The sequence below is a fragment of the Streptomyces sp. NPDC055632 genome (genome assembly GCF_053618675.1).
The window spans coordinates 65932-80870 of record NZ_JBSHHY010000002.1 but is presented as its reverse complement, the minus strand read 5'-3'; the positions used below and the strand labels follow the sequence as shown (position 1 = coordinate 80870).

General features: G+C 73.1%; 11 protein-coding genes, 4 tRNA genes and 1 other RNA gene. 6 read left to right on the top strand and 10 right to left on the bottom strand.

Annotated elements, in window-relative coordinates:
• Positions 1–29: 29 nt before the first annotated feature.
• A complete protein-coding gene (locus ACWGSR_RS02895) occupies positions 30–446 on the bottom strand; it encodes a hypothetical protein (RefSeq protein ID WP_453563168.1) in 417 nt (138 codons plus the stop codon).
• Positions 447–803: 357 nt separating this feature from the next.
• Positions 804–891, bottom strand: a tRNA-Ser gene (locus ACWGSR_RS02890).
• Positions 892–1008: 117 nt separating this feature from the next.
• Here ACWGSR_RS02890 and ffs point away from each other — a divergent pair.
• From ffs to ACWGSR_RS02860, 6 genes are all read left to right on the top strand, one after another.
• Positions 1009–1107, top strand: an RNA gene (gene ffs, locus ACWGSR_RS02885) — signal recognition particle sRNA small type.
• A 198-nt stretch (positions 1108–1305) separates the two neighbouring features.
• Positions 1306–3399, top strand: a complete 2094-nt coding sequence (locus ACWGSR_RS02880) for a DNA polymerase III subunit gamma and tau (RefSeq protein WP_453563166.1) — start codon at positions 1306–1308, stop codon at positions 3397–3399.
• Between the two features lie 61 nt (positions 3400–3460).
• Complete coding sequence (purD, locus tag ACWGSR_RS02875) at positions 3461–4711, top strand: phosphoribosylamine--glycine ligase (protein ID WP_453563164.1); 1251 nt, start codon at positions 3461–3463, stop codon at positions 4709–4711.
• A 251-nt stretch (positions 4712–4962) separates the two neighbouring features.
• Positions 4963–6870 carry a hypothetical protein gene (locus tag ACWGSR_RS02870; RefSeq protein WP_453563163.1) on the top strand — a complete coding sequence of 636 codons (1908 nt, stop codon included), beginning with the start codon at positions 4963–4965 and terminating at the stop codon, positions 6868–6870.
• Positions 6871–7199: 329 nt separating this feature from the next.
• Positions 7200–8660: a N,N-dimethylformamidase beta subunit family domain-containing protein gene (locus ACWGSR_RS02865; RefSeq protein WP_453563162.1), complete on the top strand. Its 1461-nt coding sequence runs from the start codon at positions 7200–7202 to the stop codon at positions 8658–8660.
• A 109-nt stretch (positions 8661–8769) separates the two neighbouring features.
• Positions 8770–9681: a phosphoribosylaminoimidazolesuccinocarboxamide synthase gene (locus tag ACWGSR_RS02860; RefSeq protein ID WP_453563160.1), complete on the top strand. Its 912-nt coding sequence runs from the start codon at positions 8770–8772 to the stop codon at positions 9679–9681.
• Positions 9682–9728: 47 nt separating this feature from the next.
• Here ACWGSR_RS02860 and ACWGSR_RS02855 read toward each other — a convergent pair.
• The 8 genes from ACWGSR_RS02855 to ACWGSR_RS02820 form a co-directional block, all read right to left on the bottom strand.
• Positions 9729–9804: transfer RNA gene (locus tag ACWGSR_RS02855), tRNA-Gly, on the bottom strand.
• Positions 9805–9826: 22 nt separating this feature from the next.
• Positions 9827–10435: a response regulator transcription factor gene (locus tag ACWGSR_RS02850; protein WP_366373080.1), complete on the bottom strand. Its 609-nt coding sequence runs from the start codon at positions 10433–10435 to the stop codon at positions 9827–9829.
• The gene (locus ACWGSR_RS02845) at positions 10432–11814 is read right to left on the bottom strand and encodes a sensor histidine kinase (RefSeq protein WP_453563159.1); all 1383 of its coding nucleotides are present in this window, start codon (positions 11812–11814) and stop codon (positions 10432–10434) included. Before ACWGSR_RS02845 ends, ACWGSR_RS02850 begins: the two co-directional genes overlap by 4 nt.
• 21 nt (positions 11815–11835) lie before the next feature.
• A complete protein-coding gene (locus ACWGSR_RS02840; RefSeq protein WP_376231043.1) occupies positions 11836–12639 on the bottom strand; it encodes an ABC transporter permease in 804 nt (267 codons plus the stop codon).
• Entirely contained in the window at positions 12636–13676 is a 1041-nt protein-coding gene (locus ACWGSR_RS02835) for an ABC transporter ATP-binding protein (RefSeq protein WP_453563158.1), read from the bottom strand. The genes ACWGSR_RS02840 and ACWGSR_RS02835 overlap by 4 nt, the downstream gene beginning before the upstream one ends.
• Before the next feature lie 143 nt (positions 13677–13819).
• Positions 13820–13892 (bottom strand) — tRNA-Gly (locus ACWGSR_RS02830).
• 80 nt (positions 13893–13972) lie between these two features.
• Positions 13973–14044 (bottom strand) — tRNA-Gly (locus tag ACWGSR_RS02825).
• Between the two features lie 348 nt (positions 14045–14392).
• The gene (locus tag ACWGSR_RS02820; RefSeq protein ID WP_453563156.1) at positions 14393–14767 is read right to left on the bottom strand and encodes a histone-like nucleoid-structuring protein Lsr2; all 375 of its coding nucleotides are present in this window, start codon (positions 14765–14767) and stop codon (positions 14393–14395) included.
• Positions 14768–14939 lie beyond the last annotated feature (172 nt).

Here is a 14939-nt window from a genome sequence, read left to right as displayed (position 1 = left end):
TGCAGCTCCCATAGAGGCCAGTTGACTTCTCAGGGACGTTCGAAAGGCCTAGTGAAGGAGCAGTTGTCAGGACGGAGAGAGCCACGGTTCTGGCACACGCGAACTTCTGCGGTCCTCGTGTAACGAGTGGCTCCGTCGTAGACGATCTTGTCGATCCAGACGCTCTTCTTCTGGGTGCCGTTGAAGCGGTTCCAGCCGTACCCGTGGACCTTTACCTGCAGATAGACGTTGTGGCTGTCCCTGAAGCCGATGTCGGAAAGCTGTCCCTTGATGTGGAACGCGCCGTGCATCTGCCCCGGGGCCTCCCACTTGTACTTTGCCTCTTCGAATCGGGCTCCACCCGTCTTGAAGTCCTCCGTGCGGTGCCATGCGGAGTCGGCTACTGCCGCCCCCACTCCTCCGAAGAAAAGCCCTGTAGTGATCACCGCTGCGGTAAACTTCCTCATGAATAACCCCTGTTAGTCGTGTGCCGACCGGTCGTCACAGAACGTAGCGGACTGACTGCATAGCGAATGCCGCAGGAACGTCCCTTCCGGTCACGACCCCTCGATCCAGTGAATGGGGACTTCCGGCTACTGCTCACCCCTTAAGGGGATGGCTGATAGGTCTGAGCGCGGGAGAGCGGGAGTTTTCCAGCAGGCGGAGGGTCGGGGTTGACGGGTTTCAGGTCAACACGGTGCCGTCCTGGCGGCCGGGCGGTGCCTCGGGTGCCATGGGCTTGCGGCCAGGGTCAGTGGTCCCGCAACGCCGAAGGGCCCCACCGCGAACGGTGGGGCCCTTCGACATCGTGCCCGGTGAGGCACTGGCGGAGGATACGAGATTCGAACTCGTGAGGGGTTGCCCCCAACACGCTTTCCAAGCGTGCGCCCTAGGCCTCTAGGCGAATCCTCCGCCGGGAACATTACATGACCGAGGGGGGTGCTCGCGAACTCGATCGCAGGTGGGGTCGGCGGGAGGTCCCGGACGGGAGGTGTGGGGTCCGATGCCGTCGGCATCGGGTAGTCTGGGCGGAGCCCCTCACGCGGCGCTATCTGACTGAACTCCCCCAGGGCCGGAAGGCAGCAAGGGTAGGTCGGCTCTGGCGGGTGCGTGGGGGGCGCTTGCGTTCCCAGGGCCAGGGTCAGTCAGGGGTCACCAGGGGCCAGGGGAGCCAGTGGAGCAAGGGTCAGAGGGCATGGGCCGGACCGCCAGGGCCAGGAGCCGGGGCCGGGGCCGGCAAGGCCCGTCGGCCGGGCCCCGCAGGCCCGAGCCCCCGCACCCCGCGATTTTCCCGAGTTGTCGGTGCGCGCCTATAACCTCGTACACGTGTCGTCTCTCGCGCTCTACCGCCGCTATCGCCCCGAGTCCTTCGCCGAGGTCATCGGTCAGGAGCATGTCACCGACCCGCTGCAGCAGGCCCTGCGGAACAACCGGGTCAATCACGCGTACCTGTTCAGCGGACCCCGCGGCTGCGGCAAGACGACCAGCGCGCGCATCCTCGCCCGCTGCCTGAACTGCGAGCAGGGTCCGACGCCCACGCCCTGCGGCGAGTGCCAGTCCTGTCAGGACCTCGCGCGGAACGGGCCGGGGTCGATCGACGTCATCGAGATCGACGCCGCCTCGCACGGCGGCGTGGACGACGCCCGCGACCTGCGCGAGAAGGCCTTCTTCGGGCCCGCCTCCAGCCGGTACAAGATCTACATCATCGACGAGGCCCACATGGTCACCTCGGCGGGCTTCAACGCCCTCCTGAAGGTGGTCGAGGAGCCCCCGGAGCACCTGAAGTTCATCTTCGCCACCACGGAGCCCGAGAAGGTCATCGGGACCATCCGCTCGCGGACCCACCACTACCCCTTCCGGCTCGTGCCGCCCGGCACCCTCCGGGACTACCTGGGCGACGTCTGCGGACGCGAGGGCATCCCCGTCGCGGACGGCGTGCTGCCCCTCGTCGTGCGCGCCGGCGCCGGTTCCGTGCGTGACTCGATGTCCGTCATGGACCAGCTCCTCGCCGGCGCCGCCGACGCCGGTGTGACCTACGCCATGGCCACCTCGCTCCTCGGCTACACGGACGGTTCGCTGCTCGACTCCGTCGTCGACGCCTTCGCCGCCGGCGACGGCGCCGCCGCCTTCGAGGTCGTCGACCGGGTCATCGAGGGCGGCAACGACCCCCGCCGCTTCGTCGCCGACCTCCTGGAGCGGCTGCGCGACCTGGTGATCCTGGCCGCCGTGCCGGACGCCGCCGAGAAGGGGCTCATCGACGCCCCGGTCGACGTCGTCGAGCGCATGCAGGCGCAGGCGTCCGTCTTCGGGGCCGCCGAGCTCAGCCGGGCCGCCGACCTGGTGAACACCGGCCTCACCGAGATGCGCGGCGCCACCTCCCCCCGGCTCCAGCTGGAGCTGATCTGCGCGCGCGTCCTGCTGCCCGCCGCCTACGACGACGAGCGCTCCGTCCAGGCGCGCCTGGACCGGCTGGAGCGCGGCGCCACGACCGCCGCCGCGTCCGCCCCCGCGCCCGTCTTCACCCCCGGGCCCCCCGTGTCCCCCGCGTCCGCCGCGCCCGCCATGGGGTACGTCCCCGGGCCCGACGCCCACACCCCCATGGCCCCGCCCCCGCCTCCGCCCGCACCCGTGCAAGCGCCGTCGCAGCCGCAGGCCCCCGCGCCCGCCGCGTCAGCCGGGCCCCGGCCCGGTGCCTGGCCCGGAGCAGCCGCGCCCGGCGGCAGCACCCCCGGCGGCAGCGCCCCCGGCGCCTGGCCCGGAGCCTCCGCCCCGGCCCCGCAGGTCCCCGCACCCGCCGCTCCGCCCGCGCCTGCGCCCGCCTCCGCCCCCACCGGCGGCGACACCGCCCAGGTGCGGAACCTGTGGCCGCAGATCCTCGACGCCGTCAAGAACCGGCGCCGTTTCACGTGGATCCTGCTCAGCCAGAACGCGCAGGTCGCCGGGTTCGACGGCACCACCCTCCAGCTCGGCTTCCTCAACGCCGGCGCCCGGGACAACTTCGCGAGCAGCGGCAGCGAGGACGTCCTGAAGCAGGCCCTCGCCGAGCAGTTCAACGTGAACTGGAAGATCGAGGCGATCGTCGACCCCTCGGGCGGTGCCGCGCCGCCGCCCGCCGCCGCCAACTTCGGCGGCCGTCCGGCGGCACCTGCCCCGGCTCCCGCCCCGGCGCCCTCCTTCCAGCAGGCCCCGCCGCCCCCGCCCGTACAGGCGGCCCCCGCTCCCGCCCGGACGCAGCAGCTCGCGCCCGCCAAGGACCCGTCCCCGCCCGCGTACACCCCGCCCGCGCCGCAGCCCGTGGCGCCGGAGGACGACGTTCCGGAGGAGGACGATCCCGACCTCGTCGACTCGGCCCTCTCCGGGCACGACCTGATCGTGCGCGAGCTCGGCGCCACGGTCGTGGAGGAATACACGAACGAGTAGGGGCGTCTCGCTCGGTGGCCCGTACGAAGGGCATCCCGTCCCGCGGGCTACCCTGGCTGGCGTGAAGGTCCTCGTCATCGGCGGCGGCGCCCGCGAACACGCCCTGTGCCGCTCTCTCTCCCTCGATCCCGACGTCACCGCTCTGCACTGCGCGCCCGGCAACGCCGGAATCGCGGAGCTCGCCGAGCTGCACGCCGTCGACCAGCTGGACGGCGACGCCGTCGCGCGCCTCGCCACCGAGCTCGGCGCCGGTCTCGTCGTCGTCGGCCCGGAGGCCCCGCTCGTCGCCGGCGTCGCCGACGCCGTGCGTGCGGCCGGCATCCCCGTCTTCGGCCCCTCGCGGGAGGCGGCGGAGCTGGAGGGCTCCAAGGCCTTCGCCAAGGACGTCATGGCCGGCGCCGGCGTGCCCACCGCCCGCAGCTACGTCTGCACCACCCCCGAGGAGATCGACGAGGCGCTCGACGCCTTCGGCGCCCCGTACGTGGTGAAGGACGACGGCCTCGCCGCCGGCAAGGGCGTCGTCGTCACCGACGACCTCGAACAGGCCCGGGCCCACGCGCTCGCGTGCGACCGCGTGGTCATCGAGGAGTACCTCGACGGCCCCGAGGTCTCCCTCTTCGCCATCACCGACGGCACCACCGTCCTGCCGCTCCAGCCCGCGCAGGACTTCAAGCGCGCGCTCGACGGCGACGAGGGCCCGAACACCGGCGGCATGGGCGCCTACTCCCCGCTGCCCTGGGCCGACCCGAAGCTGGTCGACGAGGTCCTGGAGACGGTCCTCCAGCCGACCGTGGACGAGCTGCGCCGCCGCGGCACCCCCTTCTCCGGCCTGCTGTACGCCGGCCTGGCGATCACGAGCCGCGGCGTCCGGGTCATCGAGTTCAACGCCCGCTTCGGCGACCCCGAGACCCAGGTCGTCCTGGCCCGGCTCGCCACCCCGCTCGCCGGCGTCCTGCTGAACGCCGCCAACGGCACGCTCGCCGACCAGGCGCCGCTCCGCTGGCGGGACGACGCCGCCGTCACCGTGGTCGTCGCCTCCCACAACTACCCGGACACCCCGCGCACCGGCGACCGGATCACGGGCCTGGAGGAGATCGCGGAGCTGGACGCCCCGCACGCGTACGTGCTGCACGCCGGTACGAAGCGGGACGGCGACGCCGTGGTGAGCGCGGGCGGCCGCGTCCTCTCGGTCACCGCCACCGGAACGGACCTGGCGCGGGCCCGCGAGCGCGCCTACGCGGCGGTCGGCCGCATCCGGCTCGACGGTTCCCAGCACCGTACGGACATCGCGCGCAAGGCCGCCGAGGCCTGATTCCCGCATGACCGCTTCGTGCGGCCGTGCGGCGCACCGCACGGCCGCACGAGCGCCATCACCTTTGCCCAAAGCCATTCCATCGAGTGACGGATGAGCCATCCGGATGACGCCCGCCACCGCCCCAACTAGGGTGCGGCGCAGGCGTTCCGGCACTTGGCCCACCGGCATTGCGATGTCAGTGGCGGGTGCCACAGTGGGGGAGTGACCAACACCGCCACAGGCAGTCCCGACCAGGGCAGGAGGGGATGATGAGCGGCGTGTCCGGCACCGGTTCCGCCGTCGGCGAGGAGTGGGGTGCGCGCGCCGCGCGCTCCCGGGCCCTCGCCGTCCTCCGCGTCCGCGGCAGGGCGCTGGGCCTCGCGGTGCTCCCCGCCGCGGTGGCCGTCGTGCTGTACGCGGGCGAGGTCACCGGCCACTTCTCGGGTACGGGGTGGGGCACGGCCCGCTGGATCGTGACCGTCCTCGCGGTCGTCGTCCTCCTTGCCGCCACGGCGGTCGCCCTCGTCGTCGCCCGGGCCCGCCCGGCCGCCACGCCGACGGTGGAGCTGGCCGAGACCGCCGCTCCCGACCTGTACCGGCTCGTGCGGGACCTGGCCGACCGGCTCGGCGTCCCGGCGCCCGCAGCGATAGCCCTGACCCCGGACTGCGACAGCTGGCTGGAGGACCGTACGCACCGGGCCCACCGGACGCACCGCGCGGGCGGCGGAACCGGTGCCGCTCCCGTTCTGGTCATAGGCTCGCCCTTCCTCTGGTGGATGCGCGTCGGCGAACTGCGGGCGGTCCTCGCCCCCGTCGTCGCCGGTACGGGGCCGGCCGCCCATCCCGACATAGCCGCCGCCCGCCGCTTCGTCCGCGGCCTGGACGCCGCGATCGCCGTGCCCCGGGACCCCGGCCTCGACCCGGTCCGCCGCCTCGGCGCCCACGGCGTCGGGCAGGTCGCCCGCGTCCTGCTGCGCGCCTGTCGCGGGCACGCCGCCGAGATGGAGCGCGGGGTCGCCGCCGCGGGCTCGGAGCGCGCCCAGGAGGTCGACTACGGCGTACGGATCGTGGCGCAGGAGCAGGTCGGCCTGGCCTACGCGGGCTGGGACCGGCTCCTGACCCGGGTCGCGCTGCCCGCCTGGCGGATGGGCCGCTGGCCCGCCAAGCTCGACGCGGGCGTGGTCTCCGCCCTGACCGAGCTGTCCCGCCGCGACCGGCTCGCGGACGGCTTCTCCTCCCGGCTCGGCGAGCGCCCGGCCTGCGACCTCCTGGAGGAGCCGGGCGCGGTCGACGAGGCCGCCTCGCTGCTCGCCGCCCGCCTCTTCCACGGCGGCCCGGCCGAGCCAGGCCCCGACTGGTCGCCGGTGGAGTGGAGCCAGTATCCGGAAGAGGTCGTCGACCGGAAGTGGCGTACGGACGCGGCCCGTCTCCACCGGGTCCTCGACGGCATCGACGCGGCCGCCGCCACCCCCGGTGCCCCGCCCCCGGCCGACGGCCCGACCCTGACCCGCGTGATCGACCGCCTGACGACGACGGCGGTTACGGCCACGGCCACGGCGCCCGAATCGGTCCCGGGAGCGCATACCGAGACCGTCATCGAAGTCGCCCCCGAAACCGCCCCCGAAGCCTCCGCCGGCCCGGACGCCCGCGGCGGTCGCGACAGCCGCGACGACCTCGCCGACCTCACCGATCTCGACGGTCTCGACGACCTCGACGACGACCCCCCGGTCAATCCCGCCGCCGACGCGCTCGCCGGGGCCCTCAGCGCCCTGCTCGCCCGTGAGGAGGCCGCGCGGGAGGCCCGGTTCGCCGCCGAGAGCGCCCGGGGCCGGACGGCGGGCGCCACCGCCCCGGCGGCGGACCGGGCCACCGCGTACGAGGGCGTCAGCGGCCCCGACGGCCCCCTGCCGCTCTTCCCGCTCCAGCCGCCCCGCAGCGGCCGCGACCTGCTCGCCGACCACGTCACCGCGATGGTCTGCTGCGCGGCCGTGGACACCGCCGAGGCGACCCCCGGGCTCGACTGGCTCGACGGGCCCGCCCTGCTCCTCGACGGCGAGCGGACGACGGACCTCGGCCCCCGTGTCCTCTCCCTCGTCGAGGACGGCGATCCCGAGCCCCTGCGGGACTGGCTGGCGCGCACCGGCGTACGTCCCGAGAAGCCCGTACGGCTCGTCTGACCCACCGTCGGCCCCGCGCCCGTCCGACTCCGCTACCCGACTCCGCTGCTCGATTCCGCCGCCCGACCCACCGTCGGCCCCGCCCGCCCGGCTCCGCCGTCCGACCCGCCGTCGCCTCCGTGGTCCGGAGCGCCCCGGACAGGGACCCGTCGTGGGCCCCCGGCATAGACCGGCGGCACATGCGGAACCTCGTCTTCCACTCTCGTCAATTCACGACGAACGGTGACGGAGTGCGTGCGTTATGTGATGTGCTGGAGGCCATCACTGACAGAAGCACGAATCCACGGGCACTGACCGGCCGACCGGGGGAGTCGAGGGAGGGGCGCAGCATGGGGGCGGATCAGATCAGGCGGTGGGAGTCGGGTGCGCTCGCGCACGCCGTCTCCGATCCCTTCGGCCAGGGCCCGCTGCCCTGGCTGCGCGGCTCGGACAACTACTTCGACGACACCGGCCAGATGGTGCCCTGGTACGCGGACGAGGTGCTGGCCCGGGGCGGCACCGGCGGCCCCCGCACGGCCGACGACGTCCGGCGCCAGATCAAGGGCTTCGCGTCCGGCGGCGCCGTCGCGCCGGGCGATTCGATCGACTTCCACATCACCGTGGACCCGCCGCAGCAGTTCTCGGTCGACATCTATCGGATCGGTCACTACGGCGGTCACGGCGCGGCGAAGATCATCACCAGCCCGCGCCTCTCCGGGATCGTCCAGCCCGCCCCGCTCATCGTCGACCGCACGGTCTCCTGCCACCACTGGTGGCAGTCCTGGCGGCTCCAGGTCCCCAGCTACTGGGCGATCGGCGCGTACGTTGCCGTCCTCACCACCGCCGACGGGCACCGTTCCCACATCCCCTTCACGGTCCGCGACGACCACCCGGCGGACCTGCTCCTCGTCCTCCCGGACGTGACCTGGCAGGCGTACAACCTCTATCCGGAGGACGGACACACCGGCGCCAGCCTCTACCACGCCTGGGACGAGGACGGCCGGCTGCTCGGCGAGGAGGACGCGGCCGTCACCGTCTCCTTCGACCGCCCCTACGCGGGCGCGGGGCTGCCGCTGCACGTCGGGCACGCCTACGACTTCATCCGCTGGGCCGAGCGCTACGGCTACGACCTGGCGTACGCCGAGACCCGCGACCTGCACGCGGGCCGCGTCGACCCGGGCCGCTACCGGGGCCTGGTCTTCCCCGGCCACGACGAGTACTGGTCGGCGCCGATGCGCCAGGCCGCCGAACGCGCCCGCGACCAGGGCACCTCGCTCGTCTTCCTCTCCGCCAACACCATGTACTGGCAGGTGGAGCTGGGCCCCTCGGCCTCCGGCGCGCCCGACCGCCTCCTCACCTGCCGCAAGCGCCAGGGCCCCGGCCGCCCCGCGCTCTGGCGCGAGGTCGACCGACCCGAGCAGCAGCTCCTCGGCATCCAGTACGCGGGCCGGGTACCCGAACCGCACCCGCTGATCGTGCGGAACGCCGAGCACTGGCTCTGGGAGGCCACCGGCGCCGGGGACGGCGACGAGATCCCCGGTCTGGTCGCGGGCGAGGCCGACCGGTACTTCCCGCGCACCGCGCTCCCCGAGCACGAGAGCCGCATCCTGCTCGCCCACTCGCCCTACCGGGACGGCGACGGGGTGCTGCGCCACCAGGAGACCTCGCTCTACCGGGCCCCGTCCGGCGCCTGGGTCTTCGCCTCCGGCACCTTCGCCTGGTCGCCCGCCCTCGACCGGCCCGGCCACGTCGACTCCAGGATCCAGCGCGCCACGGCGAACCTCCTCGACCGCATCTGCAAGAGGGACTGACCGGGTACGGGGAGAGACCGGGAGGTCCGTACGGAGAGGCCGCCCACCGGTGGTCCACGTGGGTGCGAGAGAATCGAAGCGCTCCTGGATCAACCTACGCGGAGGAACCGTGTCCGGATTCGTAGAAAAGCCCGAGCCCGTCCAGGTCCCGGGCCTCACCCATCTCCACACGGGCAAGGTGCGCGACCTGTACCGGAACGAGGCCGGTGACCTCGTGATGGTGGCGAGCGACCGCATGTCCGCGTACGACTGGGTCCTGCCCACCGAGATTCCCGACAAGGGCCGGGTCCTCACCCAGCTCTCCCTGTGGTGGTTCGACCGGCTCTCCGACCTGGTCCCGCACCACGTCCTCTCCACCGAGCTGCCCGCCGGCGCCCCCGCCGACTGGGCGGGCCGCACCCTGGTCTGCAAGTCCCTGAACATGGTCCCGGTCGAGTGCGTCGCCCGCGGCTACCTCACCGGCTCCGGTCTCGTCGAGTACGACGCGTCCCGCACGGTCTGCGGCCTCGCGCTCCCCGAGGGCCTGAGCGACGGCTCCGAGCTGCCCGCCCCGATCTTCACCCCGGCCACCAAGGCCGCCGTGGGCGACCACGACGAGAACGTGTCGTACGAGGAGGTCGCCCGCCAGGTCGGCGCCGAGACGGCCGCGCTGCTGCGCCAGACGACCCTCGCCGTGTACTCCCGGGCCCGGGACATCGCCCGCGAGCGCGGGATCATCCTGGCCGACACCAAGTTCGAGTTCGGCTTCGAGAGCACCCCGGACGGCGACCGGCTCGTCATCGCCGACGAGGTCCTCACCCCGGACTCCTCGCGCTTCTGGCCGGCCGACCAGTGGCAGCCGGGTCGCGCCCAGCCCTCGTACGACAAGCAGTTCGTGCGCGACTGGCTGACCTCCCCGGCCTCCGGCTGGGACCGCAAGAGCGAGCAGCCCCCGCCGGCCCTCCCGCAGGAGGTCGTGGACGCGACCCGCGCCAAGTACATCGAGGCGTACGAGCTCCTCACCGGCAACGCCTGGAGCTAGCACGGGAACGAGAAAGCCCCCGGTCGGATCGACCGGGGGCTTCTTCGTGGAGCGGACGACGAGATTCGAACTCGCGACCCTCACCTTGGCAAGGTGATGCTCTACCAACTGAGCCACGTCCGCATGCGCCGTAGCGCGCAGCCCACTATACCCAACCTTTCGCCCGCGCGAGACGCACCGCCGTGTGACGGTTCTCGGCACCGAGCTTCGCGGCGGCCGAGGAGAGGTAGTTCCGGACGGTCCCGGGGGAGAGCGAGGCGCGCCGGGCGATCTCCGTGACGGGCGCTCCGTCGGCGGCGAGTTCGAGCACCTCGGCCTCCCGGACGGTCAGCGGCGAGTCCCCCGACGCTATGGCGTCGGCCGCCAACTCCGGGTCCACGTACCGGTTTCCGGCGTGCACGGTACGGACGATCTCGGCGAGCCGCTGGGCGCTGACGGTCTTCGGGGCGAAGCCGCGGACGCCCGCGGCGAGGGCCCGCTTCAGGTGCCCGGGGCGCCCGTGGCTCGTCACGATCATGGCGCGGCAGTCGGGGAGTTCGTCCCGCAGGGCAGTGGCGACCATCACACCGTCCATGCCCGGCATCTGCAGGTCGAGCACGGCGACGTCGGGGCGGTGGGCGCGGGCCATGGCGAGCGCCTCGGGTCCGGTCGCGGCCTCGGCGACGACCACGAGGTCGTCCTCCAGGGCGAGCAGGGCGGCGAGCGCCCCCCGGATCAGGTGCTCGTCGTCGGCGAGCAGTACGCGTACGGTCACGCGACCGTCTCCTCCTTCTCGTGTCTGCCGTGCTTCCCGTGTCCCCCGTGTCCCCCGTACTCCTCGTTCTTCCCCCGTACGGCCCGTGCCGGGGCCGCGGGCGTCCGCGCGGAACCGTCCCGCCCCGTGCGGGGCAGCGGGACGCGGGCGGTCACGCGGAACGAGTGCGGCACCGCCGGGCCCGCGTCCAGGGTGCCGTCCACCGCGCCGAGCCGCTCCCGCAGCCCGGCGAGCCCGGACCCGTGCCCCGCCCTGCTCAAGGCGTCGGCCGACCCCGCTCCCTTCCCGTCTCCGGCGCCCGCCTCCTCCGCCCCGTCGTTCTCGACGGTGAGCAGCACCGCCCCCGGCTCGGTCCGGAGCACGATCGCGCACCGGCGCGCGTCCCCGTGGCGCAGGACGTTCGTCGTGGTCTCCCGGACCACCCAGCCCAGGGCCGACTGCACCTCGGGCGGCAGGTCGAGCGCCGGGGCGTCCACGGCGCAGTCGATCCCGGCGGCCCCGAGCACTCCGCGCGCGCCCTCCAGCTCGACCCGCAGGTCGGCCTCGCGGTAGCCGCGCACGACCTCGCGCACCTCCCGCTGCGACTCCTGCGCGATCCGCTGCACCTCGACCATCTGGTCCACGGCCTCCGGGCGCCCGCGCCGGGAGAGCTGCACCGCGAGCTCGCTCTTGAGCGCGATCACCGACAGGTTCCGGCCCATGACGTCGTGCAGGTCCCGTCCGAAGCGGAGCCGCTCCTCGGCGACGGCCAGCCGGGCCTTGAGGTCCCGGGAGCGCTCCAGCTCCTGCACGATCCGGAGCAGCCAGGAGGAGAAGCCGCTGGTCATGGAGATGAAGACGCCGCCGATGAGGATGCCGACCGCCGAACCGGCCGCCATGTCAAGGCCGTTGCCGACCGCCGCCATCGGGGCTCCGGTGGCGACGGCGGTGCCGAGCACCGCGTACACCACGTGCCGCACCGGGCCCAGGCAGAGGACGAGCGCGCAGAGCGTGAAGATCGAGGTCCCCGCGAGGATGCCCACGTTCACCGCCGGCTCGGGCAGCGCTCCGCCCGCCCACAGGAGGTTCAGGGCGAGGTCGACGGCGAGGGTGACGCCGGCCACCGTGACGGCGAGCCGGACCGGTCGCTCCCGCTTCCCGGTCGTGTGGTCCAGGGCGCGGGAGGCGAGGAAGGCGCAGAGCACGGCGTGGACGCCGATCCACAGGAGCAGTCCGACCGCGGCCTCCGTGGGGAGCGGGCTCTCCACGTCGCGGTTGAACGGGGTGCCGCCGAGCACGAACAGCTCGATCGGCACGAAGAGGTGGAAGGTCCACCGCGTGTACAGCTCCACCTTCTCGGCGCTGCTGCGCCGGGACCACCATCCCGTCAGCCTGGACATCAGGCCGCCCCCTCCCGAGATCTAGCGTCGCGGTTCCCAGCGGAACCACCGGTGGACCGCCCACGCCGTCAGGACGCCCCAGGCCACTGTATTGAGCCCGGCGCCCACCAGGCTCTCCGCCTGTGCGGTGCCGAGCCAGCCCGCCCGCACGAACTCCATCACGCCGCTGAGCGGCAGCAGTCCACAGAGGTCGGCGGCGAGCGGGGGCAGGGCGTCGCGGGGCACGAAGAGGCCGGAGCCGAAGCAGGAGACGAGGAAGAGCGGCAGGGTCGTCAGACCGGCGCTCTCGACGGTGCGGGTGATCACGGTGGTGAGCGCGGCGAGCCCGGCGAGCAGGACGATCGCGGCGACAACGCCGAGCAGCAGCAGGTCGGGCCGGGCGGGGGCGGACACGTCGAGGACGGCGATCCCGCCGGCCGTGAGGACGGCGCACTGCGCGAGCGTGATGGCGGTGGCGGGCAGGGCGCAGCCGGTGAGTATCTCCGCGTCGCTCGCCTCGCCGGTCCGCAGCCGCTTGAGGACCAGTTCCTCACGGCGGGCGACGAGCGCGGAGACGAGGCTCATGTAGGCGACGAGGAGCAGCACCATGCCGGTGCCGCCGATGAGGGTGGCCGCCCCGGCGCCCATCGGCAGTGTCTCCGCGTCGAGCTGGCTGAGCGAGGAGCGCAGCAGGAAGACCATCAGCAGCGGCATGAGCAGCGCGATGAAGAGGTTGTTCCGGTTGCGCACGAGGAGGGTCAGCTCGGCCCGGCCGAGAGCGGTGAGCCGGCTGCGGACGGTGGAGGCGGGCCCGGCGGCCGGGGGCGTGGTCGTGGCGGTGCTCATCGGGCGTCGGCCTCCTGCCGGTCGGTGCGGGCTGTGGTGTCGTGCGGCGGGACGCCCTGCGAGCGGCCGTCCCGCGGGCCGCCCTGCGCCGGGTCGTCCAGGTCGTCCCGCGCGGACCCTTCGCGCGATGCGATGTCGAGGAACGCCTCTTCCAGGGAGGCGGAGCGGGCGTCGAGCCCGTCGAGCCGTATCCCGCCGTCGCCGGCCCAGGCGAGGAGGACGGAGAGGTCCTCCTGGAGGTCGTGGGTGCGGATCTCCACGCGGCCACTGCTCTCGGCGGCCCGCAGGCGCAGCGGGAGGTGCGCGGCCAGGACGCCCTCGGGGAGGGTGAAGCGGATCCGGGCGGGACGGGCCGCGGTGACCTCGGCCGGTGTGCCGGAGAGCACGATCTCGCCCCGGTTCATGATCGCGAGGCGGTCGGCGAGGGCTTCGACCTCCTCCAGGTAGTGCGTGGTGAGCAGCACGGTGGTGCCGCCGTCCCGCAACTGCCGGACGAGGTCCCAGGTGTCGCGGCGGCCCTCGGCGTCGAGACCGGTGGTGGGCTCGTCGAGGAAGAGCACCTCGGGGCGGCCGAGCAGGGCGAGCGCCAGGTCGAGCCTGCGCCGCTCACCGCCGGAGAGCTGCTTGATCCGGACGCGCTCGCGCCCGGCGAGGCCGGTGGCGGCGAGCGCCTCCCCGACGGGGCGGGCACCGCTGGTGCAGCCCGCCCACATCCGTACGGTCTCGGCCACGGTGAGGTCGGAGGGGAAGCCGCCCTCCTGCAGCATGATGCCGATCCGGGGGCGGACGGCGGACCGCTCGCGGTACGGGTCGTGGCCGAGGACGCGGGCGGTGCCGGCGCTGGGTGCGGCGAGGCCCTCCAGGAGTTCGACGGTGGAGGTCTTGCCGGCGCCGTTGGTCCCCAGGAGGGCGAAGACCTCGCCCCGGGGGACGGCGAAGGAGATCCCGCGCACGGCCTCGAAGCCGCCGCCGGATCCCCGGCCGGATCCCTCGGCATACGTACGGCGCAGGTCGGTCGCCTCGATCGCAGCTGTCATGTGTCCAGACTCCCGGCGTCCGTACGTCCCCGGCAGTGCGCACTGTCATGACCCCTGCTGACAAATGTCATGAGGACGACGGCGAAGAAGAGGGAAACACGTCGAAGGCCCCGGTTCCTGAGAACCGGGGCCTTCGCACTCTGAGCGGACGACGAGATTCGAACTCGCGACCCTCACCTTGGCAAGGTGATGCTCTACCAACTGAGCCACGTCCGCATTGCTCCCGACCGGCTTTCACCGGGCGGTGCGAGCACCACTGTACCTGATCCACAAGAGTGGCCGGTAATGCGATGCAGAGCGGGTGACAGGAATTGCACACTGCGCCTTCCCCCTGGAAGGGGGCTGTTCTGCTACTGAACTACACCCGCACGCTGCTTGGAGTGGGGCCTTCCGGCCTCGCCCCTCGGCGTGATCCAGACTCTAGCCGATCACCCGGGGTGCAATGCAAATCGGCTCGGCCTGCGGTGACGGACGGGTTCGCCCGGGCGGACCCCTTTCCCGGCGGCCGCCCGCCTCGACCCGGGTGGGCGGCCTGGTTCGGCCCGGGTGGGCGACCTGGTCCGGTCCCGGGTGGGCGACCTGGTCCGGTCCCGGTGGGCCGCCCCGCTTCAACTCCGTCGGACGCGCCCCGGTTCAGCCCCGGTGGGCCGCCCCGATGGGCCGCCCCGCTTCAGGCCGCCCCGCCTCAGACCGCCCGCCTCAGACCGCGCCCCGCCTCAGCTCGCCTCGCGGAAGGCCTCGTAGACCCGCTTGGGGATCCGGCCCCGGGCGGGCACGTCCATCTTGTTGGACTGGGCCCAGGCGCGGACCGCCGCCGGATCGGGGGCGAGGTCGGTGTGCGTGTACGCCGCGGTCGTGGTCCTGCTCCGGCCGCCGGCGGCACCCGAACCGGCCCCGGCACCTGCGCCGATCCGCGCGGGGATCTTGCGGCCGGCCGCGAGGTAGGGCGCGAGGGCCTTGCGGAGTTTCTTTGCATTGGCAGCATTCAGGTCGATCTCGTACATCTTCCCGTCGAGGCCGAACGCGACCGTTTCAGCTGCTTCTCCGCCCTCGATGTCATCGGAGAGGGTGACCACCACACGCTGAGCCACGGATATCGGTCCTTTCCTGCGGCCGCCGAGGTCGTAGGGAGCGCTTGTGGCGCTCCTGACGTGCGACGATGCCGACCGTTCGGCTGTGCCGGAACAATGCTGCTTTCTTCTTGAAACCTTTCTACAGCGGCAGGTGTCGCATTGTGAAGCCCTGTCAATTGTTTCAGCGTGT

What these genes read in the sequence shown, in the direction of transcription:
- ACWGSR_RS02895 (WP_453563168.1), bottom strand. Translation starts at nt 446, where the DNA reads ATGAGGAAGTTTACCGCAGCGGTGATCACTACAGGGCTTTTCTTCGGA.
- ACWGSR_RS02870 (WP_453563163.1), top strand. Translation starts at nt 4,963, where the DNA reads ATGAGCGGCGTGTCCGGCACCGGTTCCGCCGTCGGCGAGGAGTGGGGT.
- ACWGSR_RS02865 (WP_453563162.1), top strand. Translation starts at nt 7,200, where the DNA reads ATGGGGGCGGATCAGATCAGGCGGTGGGAGTCGGGTGCGCTCGCGCAC.
- ACWGSR_RS02845 (WP_453563159.1), bottom strand. Translation starts at nt 11,814, where the DNA reads ATGTCCAGGCTGACGGGATGGTGGTCCCGGCGCAGCAGCGCCGAGAAG.
- ACWGSR_RS02840 (WP_376231043.1), bottom strand. Translation starts at nt 12,639, where the DNA reads ATGAGCACCGCCACGACCACGCCCCCGGCCGCCGGGCCCGCCTCCACC.
- ACWGSR_RS02835 (WP_453563158.1), bottom strand. Translation starts at nt 13,676, where the DNA reads ATGACAGCTGCGATCGAGGCGACCGACCTGCGCCGTACGTATGCCGAG.